General features: G+C 45.8%; 15 protein-coding genes and 2 pseudogenes. 10 read left to right on the top strand and 7 right to left on the bottom strand.

Going from position 1 to position 12,761, the window contains the following annotated elements; translation table 11 throughout:
- Positions 1-208, top strand: a pseudogene (locus C3B51_RS23830) (hypothetical protein); the annotation flags it as partial.
- Between the two features lie 83 nt (positions 209-291).
- Positions 292-1,686: a fibrinogen-like YCDxxxxGGGW domain-containing protein gene (locus C3B51_RS21285; RefSeq protein ID WP_130246325.1), complete on the top strand. Its 1,395-nt coding sequence runs from the start codon at positions 292-294 to the stop codon at positions 1,684-1,686.
- Between the two features lie 105 nt (positions 1,687-1,791).
- Here the strand turns inward: C3B51_RS21285 and C3B51_RS21280 are convergent, their stop codons facing one another.
- Positions 1,792-2,655 (bottom strand): LysR family transcriptional regulator, encoded by an 864-nt coding sequence (locus C3B51_RS21280; RefSeq protein ID WP_130246324.1) that lies wholly within the window; start codon positions 2,653-2,655, stop codon positions 1,792-1,794.
- Positions 2,656-2,745: 90 nt separating this feature from the next.
- On the opposite strand from C3B51_RS21280, the gene C3B51_RS21275 reads away from it, so the two are divergent.
- Positions 2,746-3,375, top strand: a complete 630-nt coding sequence (locus C3B51_RS21275) for a hypothetical protein (protein ID WP_130246323.1) — start codon at positions 2,746-2,748, stop codon at positions 3,373-3,375.
- On the opposite strand, the gene C3B51_RS21270 is transcribed toward C3B51_RS21275, so the two are convergent.
- From C3B51_RS21270 to C3B51_RS21255, 4 genes are all read right to left on the bottom strand, one after another.
- Positions 3,329-4,387 carry a tetratricopeptide repeat protein gene (locus tag C3B51_RS21270; RefSeq protein ID WP_130246322.1) on the bottom strand — a complete coding sequence of 353 codons (1,059 nt, stop codon included), beginning with the start codon at positions 4,385-4,387 and terminating at the stop codon, positions 3,329-3,331. The two genes, C3B51_RS21275 and C3B51_RS21270, sit on opposite strands and share 47 nt — an antisense overlap.
- Before the next feature lie 125 nt (positions 4,388-4,512).
- Positions 4,513-4,908, bottom strand: coding sequence for a glutaredoxin family protein (locus tag C3B51_RS21265; protein WP_164519210.1), 396 nt, complete (start codon positions 4,906-4,908; stop codon positions 4,513-4,515).
- A gap of 116 nt (positions 4,909-5,024) precedes the next feature.
- On the bottom strand, positions 5,025-6,332 hold the full coding sequence (locus C3B51_RS21260; protein WP_165389217.1) for an oligosaccharide flippase family protein: 1,308 nt from the start codon (positions 6,330-6,332) through the stop codon (positions 5,025-5,027).
- Between the two features lie 79 nt (positions 6,333-6,411).
- A complete protein-coding gene (locus C3B51_RS21255; RefSeq protein ID WP_130246320.1) occupies positions 6,412-6,978 on the bottom strand; it encodes a TetR/AcrR family transcriptional regulator in 567 nt (188 codons plus the stop codon).
- Between the two features lie 96 nt (positions 6,979-7,074).
- Between C3B51_RS21255 and C3B51_RS21250 the strand changes: the two genes are divergently transcribed.
- The 4 genes from C3B51_RS21250 to C3B51_RS21235 all read left to right on the top strand — a co-directional run bounded on the left by C3B51_RS21250 (position 7,075) and on the right by C3B51_RS21235 (position 9,800).
- A complete protein-coding gene (locus tag C3B51_RS21250) occupies positions 7,075-7,524 on the top strand; it encodes an HPP family protein (RefSeq protein ID WP_240701945.1) in 450 nt (149 codons plus the stop codon).
- 100 nt (positions 7,525-7,624) lie between these two features.
- Complete coding sequence (locus C3B51_RS21245) at positions 7,625-7,882, top strand: hypothetical protein (RefSeq protein WP_125717527.1); 258 nt, start codon at positions 7,625-7,627, stop codon at positions 7,880-7,882.
- Entirely contained in the window at positions 7,879-8,190 is a 312-nt protein-coding gene (locus C3B51_RS21240) for a hypothetical protein (protein WP_125717528.1), read from the top strand. Before C3B51_RS21245 ends, C3B51_RS21240 begins: the two co-directional genes overlap by 4 nt.
- Complete coding sequence (locus C3B51_RS21235; RefSeq protein WP_125717529.1) at positions 8,187-9,800, top strand: PepSY-associated TM helix domain-containing protein; 1,614 nt, start codon at positions 8,187-8,189, stop codon at positions 9,798-9,800. The genes C3B51_RS21240 and C3B51_RS21235 overlap by 4 nt, the downstream gene beginning before the upstream one ends.
- Positions 9,801-9,872: 72 nt before the next feature.
- Here the strand turns inward: C3B51_RS21235 and C3B51_RS21230 are convergent, their stop codons facing one another.
- The gene (locus C3B51_RS21230) at positions 9,873-10,394 is read right to left on the bottom strand and encodes a TetR/AcrR family transcriptional regulator (RefSeq protein ID WP_125717530.1); all 522 of its coding nucleotides are present in this window, start codon (positions 10,392-10,394) and stop codon (positions 9,873-9,875) included.
- A 223-nt stretch (positions 10,395-10,617) separates the two neighbouring features.
- Between C3B51_RS21230 and C3B51_RS21225 the strand changes: the two genes are divergently transcribed.
- The 3 genes from C3B51_RS21225 to C3B51_RS21215 all read left to right on the top strand — a co-directional run bounded on the left by C3B51_RS21225 (position 10,618) and on the right by C3B51_RS21215 (position 12,580).
- Positions 10,618-10,827, top strand: coding sequence for a hypothetical protein (locus C3B51_RS21225; RefSeq protein WP_125717531.1), 210 nt, complete (start codon positions 10,618-10,620; stop codon positions 10,825-10,827).
- Between the two features lie 119 nt (positions 10,828-10,946).
- Entirely contained in the window at positions 10,947-11,429 is a 483-nt protein-coding gene (purE, locus tag C3B51_RS21220; RefSeq protein WP_130246319.1) for a 5-(carboxyamino)imidazole ribonucleotide mutase, read from the top strand.
- 2 nt (positions 11,430-11,431) lie between these two features.
- Positions 11,432-12,580 carry a 5-(carboxyamino)imidazole ribonucleotide synthase gene (locus C3B51_RS21215; RefSeq protein ID WP_130246318.1) on the top strand — a complete coding sequence of 383 codons (1,149 nt, stop codon included), beginning with the start codon at positions 11,432-11,434 and terminating at the stop codon, positions 12,578-12,580.
- Here C3B51_RS21215 and C3B51_RS23825 read toward each other — a convergent pair.
- A pseudogene (locus tag C3B51_RS23825) lies at positions 12,573-12,761 on the bottom strand (hypothetical protein); the annotation flags it as partial. The gene C3B51_RS21215 and the pseudogene C3B51_RS23825 sit on opposite strands and share 8 nt — an antisense overlap.

Here is a 12,761-nt window from a genome sequence, read left to right as displayed (position 1 = left end):
ATTTTGCTATTTAGTTGTTCTAAATGAGAAATTTTTAACACAGTTAGCGTCATATTTGCTCCGTCAAATTGAACAGGTATTAAGTGAAATTGGTATAATCCTAAATAACTACCTTAATAATTTAAAAAATAAAATAGTATTGAATCAAATCAAGGTGTGCATAGATAATATGTGCTTCAATTCAATCGTTGGGGCAGCCCAGCAATAAATTTGTATACAGATTGCGTTAACAGCAAAACATGTTACCCACAAAAACAGCTCTACATAACATTACCCTCAAAGGACTCTTATATGTTTAAGAAAACTCTACTAACCTGTTGTATCCTTGCTGGCGCTTCTGCACAGGCGTTTAACCTGGCGGAGCTCACAGTGACAGAACAAGGTGTTGCTATTCCCAAAACAGCACAGCAGGTATTAGTTACTGGTGTGGCAAGTTTAAACGATGCCGAGCCTGGCAATGTGATGGTCTCAGACAATGGCGATGGTACTGTGTCGGTACGATTTGCTGAGTGGGATTATCTGGATGGGACTCACCAAGGCGAAACGGTATCCACGCTTACGCTGGATAAAGGTCGTCATGAAATGGCGGATGGTTCAGTTTGGGAAGTCGATAGTATTGTGGTTGGCACTTCACAAAAAGCGTTTCGCTTCACCCAGCAGTTGCCACAGATGCCTTACTTATTTCTGAGCGGCCAAAGTGAGGCCAACCAATCTTCTTATGTCGCACGTGCAACTAACGTCAATCAGTTCGGCTTTAGTGCTTATGTAGAGTACCAGGAGCAGCCGGTTGCGGGTCGTACTACCACGCAGCAGAGCGTTGCATATCTGGCTATCTATGCACCAAATAAAGAAGGGACGCTTGATTCAGGCGAGGCATACAGCATTGATCAAGTCGTTATGGACCACACTGGTGCGGCGTTTAAACAACACGAACTTGTTTTGTCGGAAGAGCAATCCAAAGACACTGAGCTGACACACATTGAGGAAGTGGTTAACGTCCTGACCATCGACGGCCACCTGTTTGCTCAGGACGTGACTTCTTATGGCTCAGACACTGTCAGCATTCGAGCAAACAAAGACGCCATTATCTTACCAAGCCCTTATTACGCCAGCTGTAATGCGTTGCTACAAAATGAACCACAATCTCCATCCGGGTTCTATGTACTTGATCAGGACGGCAACGGCGGTATGCCGGAGTTCACAACATACTGTAATATGGATGAACATGGTGGTGGCTGGACCCTGGTTGGTTTACGTCGAGTGGTCGGTTATGACTATGCAAACAGTAATACGACGCTGGATGGTTGGTTTGAAGCAACGCAAAATATTACCAGTTTTGATGCCAACTACCACCTGACGGATGCACAGTGGGTAAACTACAAAAACAGCATGCAGGAAATGTTAATGGTGATGCCCGCGATTAATAACTACGCCATTGCAGACCTCAGCGTGTTAAACACCGCTAACTGTATTCCACTTCAGGACACACTTGGAGAGAATAAAGACAGAACAGGAGAAGCAAGGTTCCGTCTATTCTGGCATGAGTCATCTGGTTGCTCAGGCAGCGGCAGAGATTACACTATGCTGAATTATGCCAACATTTACAACTTCAACGGCGCGATGTACAAGTCAAGCAATGTCAACGGGTATGCTGCAAGCCAGGTAACCTATATCTACGTCAGGTAACGATAGGCGATAATGTTGGTTGCATCGTTTCTATGGCGCTGCAACCAGCTATACAGGCAGACATAAGCGCTTTGGTATGAATACTATTTGCTGAAGAACGAAAGATTAGCCAGTTAACGTTTTGACTAGTTCTTTTATCCAAACTGGTGCACTGCGCCGAAGAATTAAGCACAGCTGCTCTGTATTGTGTCTGGGTTCATCCGCAACAGACAGTTTTGTCAGCTGCCAGGCTGAGATCATATAGTCAGGCAGATAGGCAATTGCCGCGCCACACCTGACCAACTCACATAAAGCAGCATAATCGTTCAGTACCCACTTTATGTCTCTGTTAAAATTGGCGCTTGGCCAGCCATCACAGCCGATGCCGCGTACTTCGCCACAAAAAGGTGATGCCTCTGGTACAGCAAAGGGGAACCTGGCGAGATCTTCATGTGTCAGATTCACTTTATGCGCAAGTGGGTGAGTATCGCCAACCGCCAGTTCAAGGGTAAGCTGGCCTAATGAATGCACTTCAAGCTCCTCAGTCAGATAGGGCTTAACCAAATGGGTCGTTAATGCAACATCCACCAGACCACGTTTGAGTTTATCAAGTGCTGCGACTTCGAAGTCTGTCTCGTAATTCATTTGGATACCTGACGCGTGCGATCCGATAAGTGTAACCCATTGATACTGTAGGATTGCTGGTGCAGATATACGACAGCAAAACGTATTTTGCTCCGGGCCCAAGATTGACTCTATATTCCTGGTCAGATCCAGTATTTTTATAGCTTCAGGTAACAAACGTGCGCCATTTTCATTCAGGACCAGCTGCTTTCCAATTCGGTCAAATAATAATACGCCTAACGAAGACTCGAGCTTTTTAAGGGATTTTGACAGGGCGCCTGGGGTGGTGTGAAGCTTAATCGCAGCGCTCTGAAGCGTTCGGGCATTGGCAATTGCGATAAAGCGATTTAATTCTACTATTTCCATTTTGGAACTACAGTTGGGTATTTGGAGACGATATGGAACTAAATATACCTTAAACTCAGCAAAAATATGCCGAGAATTTAGGAGTTTTCTTTGTTTAAGTGGTTATTACTGTTTTTGTGCCCTTATGTGGTTGCCCATGAGCATCACACAAGTTTTGGTGTTCATGGCCTGGTTTTGATGCAAGTAGAGCATAAAGTGATAGCCTCTCATTTGCCCACGCCTGCTGGATTACATGCGAGGCAGCTTATATTCGAAGTACAGGTCAGTCAGGATGAGCATAAAAACTTGATAAAGCTGATCAAGTCTGAGCCTTTAGTAACGTTTGCTCCCAACCCATTTGAGTTAGATAAATTGCGCACAGGAGATATCGCAGAACTCACGGGGAATTTGTATCGGGGGCATTTTGAACGCGAAGGGACGCAAGTCAAAGAGGGGCTGAAATTCAAAGTGAATAAGGTAATACTCGATAAACCGATTGTACTGGCTGACAATGGTTACTTTTATATGAGACCGGTTACCTCGAAGTCTTGTTTACTTGTCCATAAAATTGGCAGGCTCCCTAGTTTTGACCAAATTGTTCAGGTCAGCTGTCGTAGTCAATCTAACTTAAGCGCTACAGTAGACAGCGGGCAGAATATCCCCTGGCATGAAGCAACATCGTTACAGTTTAGATTTATCCGTTCACTTTACCTTGAAACTCAGGACTTTTCTGGTGGGTAGGTTTGACTGCTGGTTCTTTGCAAAAAGAACGTGCTTTAAACCAGCCAGGTGCCGCTTTTTCGGCTCGGGCAGGACTTTTAGTGAGGTTTACCTCTAGTTTTACCTTAGGTGCCAGGTAACGCTTAACCAGTCGCTGTAGTTTTTCACTTTCAAGTTGTTCAAATGCAGATAATAGGTTTTCTCTGGTGTCCTGAGACAGTGCTTTACCCAGGTTGGCATCATTGGCACTGACTAGCCAAAGTAGCAACGCCTTTTTAGACCTGTCCGGATATGCGTCAACCAATGTGGAAATGGGGCTGATCAGACGTTGGAAATTAAGCGTATGCCCCTGTATGGCGAATACGAGCAACAGGTTGGTGCCTGCGGTAATATTGCCAGAGCGTTTGTCGCTGGATTGATAGCCAACCAGTGCGTCGCGATAATAAGTTTCGGCTATGTCAACCTTGCCCTCATCCAGCGCAAGTGTGCCCAGATTATTATTTACGTTTGCGAGGGCACGTTCATGATGAAGCCTCAGCGCAATGTCTCGCGCCGATTGATAGGACTGTCGGGCAAGCGTGTAATCATTCATGTGTCTTGAAAGTACAGCCAGGTTGATGAGCAAAGCCATGCGTTTTTTGTCAGTGAGTTCGAGTGCCAGGGCACAGGTATAGAGTGTTTTTGCTTCAGCAAAGTAATCAAGCCGCCTCAAAGCGATACCCATGGCACTTAACATGCTCGCCAGGCGCTTTTTAAAGTAAGCTTGTTCCTGTAAATTGATGAGTGCTTCGAGCTCCGTTTCTATGTTGTTTAGATTATTCGTGGCGATGGCCGAGCGGACTTTAATTAAGTGCCAGCGTACCTGCTGGGGTGGGGTGAGGGTCTTTATCGAATTGATTTGTCTAAGTAAACGGTAGGAATGAGACGGTTCAACAATAATATAATCCTCTGCTTCTCTTAAAATGTCCGCAGATGAACGTTCAGCCGTTTGAGGGTTCGCAAAGCAGTACAGGCTATAACAGATACTAATCAAAAGAAATAACCAAGTGTTTTGCAATGCGTACTCCAAAAAAGCGAGTTGATGGCTAAGACACTCTTTAAGATAGCGCAACAAAGACGAGGCGTCTACGTAATGGGTATTCGCCTCGCGAGCAAGAATTAAAGAAAAGCGTGATCTCTCAAAGCTTTTTCTACGATATTTATGTTAGAGCCAGTAATGACTTTATTCCCAATGATAATTTGAGGTATATCAGCATGCTGCAAACTGTTAAACAGCACTTTGATGCGCTGATCATCAGATTCGATGTCTCTGCTTAGGTAGTCAATATTATGTCGATTAAAGTAGCTTTGCACTTGTTTACAGTATTGGCACCAGTGAGTGGTATATAGAATCACGGGTTTATCAGTGCCTTCATAGTGGGCGGATGTATCCTGTGTTATGACATACGCGTGATAGGATAACTTGGTATAGCCATACTTAAGAGCAACGCCCAGGCATACACCGAAAACGAGCATTGCCATAAATACAGCACTTTGTTTTACTTGTTGTTTCATAATTTTCCTTATTATTTTTATTTGTTCCTGCCTGCAAGCTAGCAAGTCATGTAAAGTTACAAAAAGGTACATATTGTGTCAATTAATTTAATAAACAATCGACGATAATCTTGAAACTAACGATTGCCTGGTTCTCCAGAGTGCATACTATGACCGTTTGGCGCATGTCGTTTGGTCGATAAGAACGTTGTCCAGGTTAACAGTGAGGCAAGAAAAAGCGCCACGCAGGTTGACATTGCGGCGCCAGTAATACCATGGGTAGGGATCAGGAGCCAGTTTAACAGGGCGTCTGTAACGAGTGTCACCATACCGATAATCACAACATATTTTCCTTTTCCCGTATATTGTAGCCAGGTCGAAATAAACGCTGTGACAGCCCAGAAGCAGGAGCCAAGGATAAGGAAGTGTAACGCGTCATTGGCGCTAAAAAAGTCTTCACCGAATAATTGTAATAAGTGTGAGCCTGATAAAAAGAGCCCACATGAGAGTACCAAAACGGTGATAAGCAGGACCTTCTGGCCTTGCCATAATACATCCTCTGCGTGTTCTTCACTTTTTTCCAGTGCCTGCCCCAGCAAGGGAATGAAAAGTGCGATGATACTCACCTGTGCGACAGGGATCATATGGGCTGTTGTGACGGCACCAGCATAATGCCCAACCTCATGCTCCAGAGCCAGCAGTTCAAGCATGTACAAGTCTAATTGTGAAATGGCGATGGTGACTAACATCGCGAGCATCATAGGAATGGACGTAGCCAACAGTTGTGGCGGATTGGTAACCGGCGTTATCCGTGCGAGCGTGAGCAAATTTCTATGTTTCAACACTTTAAACTGCCAGCTGGTAATGATAGCTAAGATCACAATGCCTGCCACGATGACATGCCATAAATGCACTTGCTCTAACAAAGCCGCCAGAGCCAGAACCACCAGGGTTTTTGCTAAAGGGAGTACGATGCGCCAGGGGAAATTGGCATACATCAGCAGTTTTGCGCTTTGTAAAACCCGGCTCAGTATGGCACCCAGCGCGATGAGCGGGATGGCTGCTGAGATCCAAAGCAACGCGTGGTGATCATCCACAGACCAGCTATCGAGATGAATGTAGCCACTTAAATAGGTAATTAAAAAGAGTATAAAAGATAAAGCGAGAGCGATCTTACCAAAAAAAACAACAAAGCCGCCAATTTCACGCGCAGACTTGTTTGCTAGTGGCCTGGCTAAGATTTTAGGCGCAACTCTGTCACCTCCCAGCAATACTAATACGCCACAGATGGTGGCGTAAGCGTAAGCAACCTTGTAATCGCCATACTCTTGCGTCGTGAGTGTGCGGCTCAGGCTCAGGTTGAAGGCATAATCTACCAAAAAGCCAATAATAACGGACACACTGAGCGTGAGTGCGCCTTGTTTCAGATACTTATCTTGTTGCACAGTGTTCAGTTGTTACCTAAATTTTTATGAGTTCCAACCCATTATAGTGCAGTGGGCTAGACGATTAAATTTCACCACATTACAGAGAAAAGGGCGCTTGTGTATCGAGAGCCAGGGCAATGTCAATGCAGCGCAATGCGGCTTGCTTATCTCCCTGCACAAAAGCGGAGGTTGTGGCTCCTTCTTTAAGTAAGCATAATGCGTCAGCCAGCCTATCATTAGGCTGGGGCAAGCTGTTAGTAATAAGGCGCCTTACTGCGACTTTATGGCTGGCACAGCGGTTCATAATTTGTGGATCCAGGGTTGCAGATTCACCAGCTGTATTAATAAAAAAACATCCTCTGAACTGACCGAGCTCGGTTGCACGGTCATTGAACCAGTCATTCAGAGCGTTAAACAACTGCTTGATTAAATCGGCATTGCTTTGCGCATCCGCAAGTTTTTCATTAAGCCACTGCAAGTACCTTTGATCTCTAAGTGATAAGGCAGCGAGGATAAGATCCTCTTTTGAGCCAAAGTGATGATAAAGGGTTTTCTTGGCAACGCCGCTGTGTGCAATGATCTCATTGATACCAACCGTGCCTGTGCCTTTTTGGTAAAACAGCTCCAACGCGCTGTTCAGTAGTAACGCTCGCTTGTCCGACATATCCACCTCCTTTAACTTTTTCACTTATCTTGACATGGGTAGACAGGTTTGTCTACTATAGTGGGTAGAACAATCTGTCTACTTTCAGGAGGTGTTGTGTCAAACTGGACTGTTTCTTTATCTGCGGGTGTCGGTACTATGCTGGCAATTACTGCATTAGCGTTGATTGGGCATCACAATCAGGACTATTGGTTATTGATGGCGGCGTTTGGCGCATCCTGCGTGCTTATCTTTGCCGTGCCAGATAGTCCGCTTGCGAAAGCGCGAAATGTGATTGCGGGTCATTGTCTTACTGCTTTTGTGGGCGTCGTGTTTGCTACTTTTATCCCTATTAATGCACTGTCGTTAGGGATCGCAACGGGGTTGGCTGTGATGCTGATGGTTTTAAGTAAAACGGTACATCCGCCAGCCGGCGCAAATCCACTGTTTATCATGCTAACCGGACAAGGCTGGGCGTTTTTACTATTTCCGGTTTTAACCGGTGCCATTTGCCTGGTACTAATAGGTCGCAGCTATCATCGTATCCGTACACTCTGGTTTGCTTAATTTCTCTTCTTGCGTCAAAAAGGCAAATAATAGTGATTATCAATAACGTTCGTGTATAATGTACAGGGTTGTCTTTTTGCAATAACAGGGAGTGAAAAAAGTGCTTACTTCAATATTGGTTATGCTGCTACTCGCAGGAACCACCGTTATTTACCTCAGTAACAAGAACCAGCGCTGGCTAAAAAAGCAAATTAAAAGTGGCTGGCGCGCCTTGGCCTATCTGTTGTTTTTAGCTGCATTTATGGGCTTCAACACCAGTATGGGCATACCTGTCAGCCTGTTTATTTGCATCATGATCATCATGTTGTCGCTGATGTTTATCCCGTTTTTGGCGTCAATGGGCAGAGGTGGCGAATGAAAAATTACACTCCGATACAAGCTGACTGGCTAAGTAAAACGCTGGCCGGACTGATTGGTGGCGCGCTGCTGAGTTTCTCTATCATTGGCTTGTTTGCGTGGTTTGGCCCCTCCGGGCTTGCTTCTTCTTTAAGTGATACAGAACTGTTGTGGAAGACTCAGTTTAATATGTGGCTAAGTGTACCAATTTGGTTACTGATCTTGAGCTTTACTTATCTGTTTAGAAGTGGTGTTCAGGCTTGGCTTTATCTGCTGTCGGCAAGCGCTGCAGGTTATGCCATTTTAGCAATTTTAAGGGGACTGTTATGAAAGTCAGAGCAGATATTCTGAGAACGTACCAAAGTCTGCACACCTGGACAGGCATTACGTCCAGTTTATTGCTGTTTATCGGCTTCTTTGCGGGTGCTTTGACCATGTTTGCACCTGAAATTGACCGCTGGGCAACGCCCAGCAGGCACCAAATGGCCAGTATTGAAACAGAGCGTTATGATCTACTGCTGGACACGGTATTACAGACACACCCTAAAGCCAGCGATAGTGTGATCTTGCATTTTGATGACGCGCTGTCTCCAGTGAGCTGGTATGAGCAGGGGTCGCCGCGCGGACTCAGGCTGGACGATATACGCTGGCACGGTACGTTAGACGAAAATGATCAGCTGATCACTGAGCTGGTGCCCGTCAACAGTCTGTCTGCATTGCTCGATATGCTGCATCGTACAGCAGGCATTGGCGGCGAAGTAGGCCATACACAGGCGGGCGTTTACGTACTAGGTATTGCTGCGGGCTTGTATTTCCTGGCACTGGTTTCGGGTGTGATTTTTTTACTGCCCACGCTTGTTAAGCGGTTTATGGCCGTACGGGCGCAGGGCGAAAGAAAACGCTTCTGGCTGGATGGTCATAACTTACTGGGCATAGCGAGCTTGCCTTTTCATATAGTTATAGCGTTGACTGTCTGTGTATTTGCTTTTCATGATATCCTGTATGGCACTTTGGCTCAGGTGTATGGCGATAAACCGCTGTTTCCGCGCAACGCACCGTCAAAAGTAGAGCGCAACATTGCTGACTTGCCAAAAGTCAGTGAACTGGTTGCACTGGCTGAGTCTCATGCGCCGGGTTATCAGGTGGCTCAGATAAAGCTCAGTAATCTGAATAAGCCCTCAGCGTTTGCAACTATAGATGTTGTGAATGAAGGAGAAATTGCAAGAGGGGCGCTGAATGACTTTATTTTCATTAATCCCTATACGCTCGAAATCGTCTCCTCCAGTGTGGCTCATCCTGAGCAAACGGTCTGGGCAAGAATTGTGTCGAGCTTCTTTGGGTTACATTTTGGTAGTTATGGCGGCGACCTGGTACGCTGGGCTTACTTTTTAATGGGCCTTGCCGGTGCTTGTTTGTTTTATTCCGGTAATATACTGTGGCTTGAAAAAAGGCGTCAGAAGGGCATACAGCAACGTCGCGCTTATCGTATTATGGGCGCGCTGACGGTGGGTGTTAGCCTGGGGTCGCTGATGGGTATAGCCGCTGTGTTCGCCAGCAACAAATGGCTGACATTGGCGCCTGTGAATATTAATCAGGCATATATGTTTGTTTACTACGCAAGTTTTAGCTGCGTAATGATAAGTGCATTTGTATACGGGCCTGCAAAAACAGCAATTAACAGCTTAAAGATATTAACGTTGTTTTGTGTTTTGATACCAGTGACGTCTATGCTGGCGAGCTTAGTGCCGGCGCTTAGCTTGTGGACGCCAAATAGCCTGGGGGCCTTGATGGTTGAAGTGATAGCATTAGTGTTTGCTACAGTATTCTGGTGGATGTCAGGCTATGTTAAACGCAGAGCGATAGTTAATGAGCCAGGTAGTATCTGGCATCTTGAAACATCAGATGCTTTAACGTCAGAGCTCTCAGTTAAACACAGCTAATGTAATGTGGCAGAACACCGCAAATGTTCTGCCTTCTATTTACACCTCTAAGGAACACATCATACATCAATGTTAATACAATAAAGTCAGCTTATTAGTAAGAACTCGCAGCATATTGTCTTTACAGGAAGTAGGGTCGGACAGACCTTGTATTAACGTCATAAAGTAACAATCCATCATAACCGTTGCCTTTATGTCGTCATACACTTGTTCAGCGAACAGACGTTGTTTAAACAACTCAATCTGATCGGAAAAATAAGCCTGATGCCATAGTAAATCACTCAGTAATGCCTGACTAAACTCTCTGTGCTGCAAGTAAAATGAAAACAGGTGGTCTGCGTAGTGACGTAACTTGAGCCGTGCGGAGTGGTGCTGATCAGCACTGCTTGCTTGTTCAATCACCATATCAATGCGTTGGTGCATAGCAGTTTTGAGAATATCAATTTTATTGGGAAAGTGGCTGAAGACAGTGCCCACCGCAACGCCCGCAGCTGTCGCTATCTGACGAGTAGAGGTATCTTTGTAGCCGTATTCAACAAACAGTTGCCAGCTCTCATCCAGGATCTGCTGCTTGGTTTTTTCACTTTTTTTCATTGGTTTCCAGCCTAACTGTTTTCAGCATTATATCACGATCAGAAGTCGTCTTAACATAGCCCGCCACATTTCACTTGTCATATGCTTGAGTGTAACTAACTGATTAAGAAAGAGTGTTAGCCTTCATCATGTCAATATAAGCACCTGTTTTGTCAATGCCTATTGACAATTGAGCGCGCTCATTTAAAAATATGAGCGCGCTCAATTATATTAAGGAGACGATATGCTGCAGCGATTCATAGGTTATGTTCTGTTTGTTCCATTCATTATTTTTTACAGCTATGTGCTCGGTCCGGTGCTCAAAGCCTTTCTGGTGCCAGGCGGATTGGCGATCCTGTTTTTTATCTTGGGGCCCGAGGCATTTTTGTTTCACTGGCGCAATGCCCGTAACGGCCAGCCAGTGGTTGCCATGACAGACAACATCTCGGGTTAAACTGCTCAAGCAGAAATGTCGATTCGCTTTGAAGCGCCACTTGGGTATAATACGCCTGAAGTTGGCGCATACCCCAAAAAACTGCGCCTAAATCGTTCAATTTAAACTGAGGAATAATTATGACGGTTGGCATCATTATGGGCTCTAAGTCCGATTGGCCTACAATGCAACACGCAGCAGAAATGTTGGATAAGTTCGGTATCGAGTACGAAACAAAAGTTGTTTCTGCGCACCGTACACCTCAATTGCTCGCTGACTACGCATCCTCAGCCGCAGAGCGTGGTATTAAAGTTATTATCGCCGGCGCCGGCGGTGCTGCTCATCTGCCGGGTATGGCCGCAGCGTTTACCAGCTTGCCTGTATTGGGTGTGCCGGTTAAATCAAAAACACTTAATGGGGTAGACTCCTTATTGTCTATCTGTCAGATGCCTAAAGGGGTTGCAGTCGGTACGCTGGCAATTGGAGATGCTGGTGCTGCGAATGCAGGCTTACTGGCTGCCCAAATCCTAGGCTGTCAGCAAATTGAAATTTTTGAAAAGGTTGAAGCCTTCCGCAAGGCGCAAACAGAAACCGTTCTGGCTAACCCTAACCCAGCAGAGTAGTAATGAAAGTATTAGTTTTAGGCGCAGGCCAGTTAGCTCGCATGATGAGCTTGTCGGCCACGCACTTAGATATCCAGGTTTCAGCCTACGATGTTGCCACCCAGCAAGTGATTAATCCGGTTACCTTCGAAGCGCACTCAGCCACGCTTGAGCAAGCCATCGCGGATGTGGATGCGATTACTGCGGAATTTGAACATATTCCGGCTGACGTGTTAGCTGTGTGCCAGCAAACCGGTAAGTTTTATCCCGGCGCAGAAGCCATTTTGACCGGCGGCGACCGCGGCAAAGAAAAAGCACTGCTTGAAAAGGCCCAGGTAGCCTGTGCGCCTTATGCCCTGATCACCGAAAAAACGCATTTTCTCGACGCTATCGGTAAACTCGGTAAACCTCTTGTGGTCAAAACCTGCCAGGCAGGCTACGACGGTAAAGGCCAGTGGCGCGTAAAGCATGACGATGAAGTGGAAGCCATCTGGCAGGAAATGTCTGAATTTCTGGAAGCCGGTACCGAAACCACGCCTCACGCTATTATTGCGGAACAGATGATCCCGTTCGACAGAGAAGTATCTATTATTGGCGTACGAGACCGTAACGGCCAATGCCGCATCTATCCGTTAACTGAAAACCAGCATACCAATGGTGTACTGACGTTGTCTGTTGCGGGTAAGGAAAAATCGACGATTCAGGCTCAGGCGGAAGCGGCTTTCTCGGCCATTGCCAGCGAGCTGGATTATGTTGGCGTACTTGCAATAGAGTTTTTTGATGTCGACGGTTCTTTACTGGTCAATGAAATTGCGCCGCGTGTGCACAATTCTGGCCACTGGACGCAACAAGGTTGTCATGTCAGTCAGTTTGAAAACCATATGCGAGCAGTGACAGGCTTACCTGTAGGTGATACCAGCCTTGTCAGACCAACAGCTATGATCAATGTGCTGGGGCAGGCGAGTATACCTACAGAGGTATTGAGTGTGAGCGGTGTTACCAGCCACTGGTATGGTAAAACGGCCAAACCGGGGCGAAAGATGGGTCATATCAATGTCTCTGCAAATAGCTTACATGAGCTGGGTGAACGCCTTGCTGAACTGGCGGAAATACTCCCGGAAGATGAGTACCCGGGGATTGCCCAAACCAGTCATGCATTGATCCTCAATTAGGGATTGCGACGCCGGGTTTACCCGGCGTCATTTTATCTAATAAACGCGTACGAGCGTTAATACCAATTTGCTTAATTAAGTGTTCTATTTTGAGGCGAGAAAATATGTTCGATAACCAGGCAAAAATTTTGCTATTTAGTTGTTCTAAATGAGAAATTTTTAACACAGTTAGCGTCATATT

The sequence above is a fragment of the Pseudoalteromonas rubra genome (assembly GCF_004212645.1).
Lineage (GTDB): Bacteria > Pseudomonadota > Gammaproteobacteria > Enterobacterales > Alteromonadaceae > Pseudoalteromonas > Pseudoalteromonas rubra_G.
Note: the sequence above shows the minus strand (reverse complement) of the source record. Positions and strands in the feature narration are given on the sequence as shown.

Coding starts and splice junctions, on each gene's coding strand:
- C3B51_RS21285 (WP_130246325.1), top strand. CDS start 292: ATGTTTAAGAAAACTCTACTAACCTGTTGTATCCTTGCTGGCGCTTCT.
- C3B51_RS21280 (WP_130246324.1), bottom strand. CDS start 2,655: ATGGAAATAGTAGAATTAAATCGCTTTATCGCAATTGCCAATGCCCGA.
- C3B51_RS21265 (WP_164519210.1), bottom strand. CDS start 4,908: ATGAAACAACAAGTAAAACAAAGTGCTGTATTTATGGCAATGCTCGTT.
- C3B51_RS21255 (WP_130246320.1), bottom strand. CDS start 6,978: ATGTCGGACAAGCGAGCGTTACTACTGAACAGCGCGTTGGAGCTGTTT.
- C3B51_RS21240 (WP_125717528.1), top strand. CDS start 7,879: ATGAAAAATTACACTCCGATACAAGCTGACTGGCTAAGTAAAACGCTG.
- C3B51_RS21235 (WP_125717529.1), top strand. CDS start 8,187: ATGAAAGTCAGAGCAGATATTCTGAGAACGTACCAAAGTCTGCACACC.
- C3B51_RS21230 (WP_125717530.1), bottom strand. CDS start 10,394: ATGAAAAAAAGTGAAAAAACCAAGCAGCAGATCCTGGATGAGAGCTGG.
- C3B51_RS21225 (WP_125717531.1), top strand. CDS start 10,618: ATGCTGCAGCGATTCATAGGTTATGTTCTGTTTGTTCCATTCATTATT.
- purE (WP_130246319.1), top strand. CDS start 10,947: ATGACGGTTGGCATCATTATGGGCTCTAAGTCCGATTGGCCTACAATG.
- C3B51_RS21215 (WP_130246318.1), top strand. CDS start 11,432: ATGAAAGTATTAGTTTTAGGCGCAGGCCAGTTAGCTCGCATGATGAGC.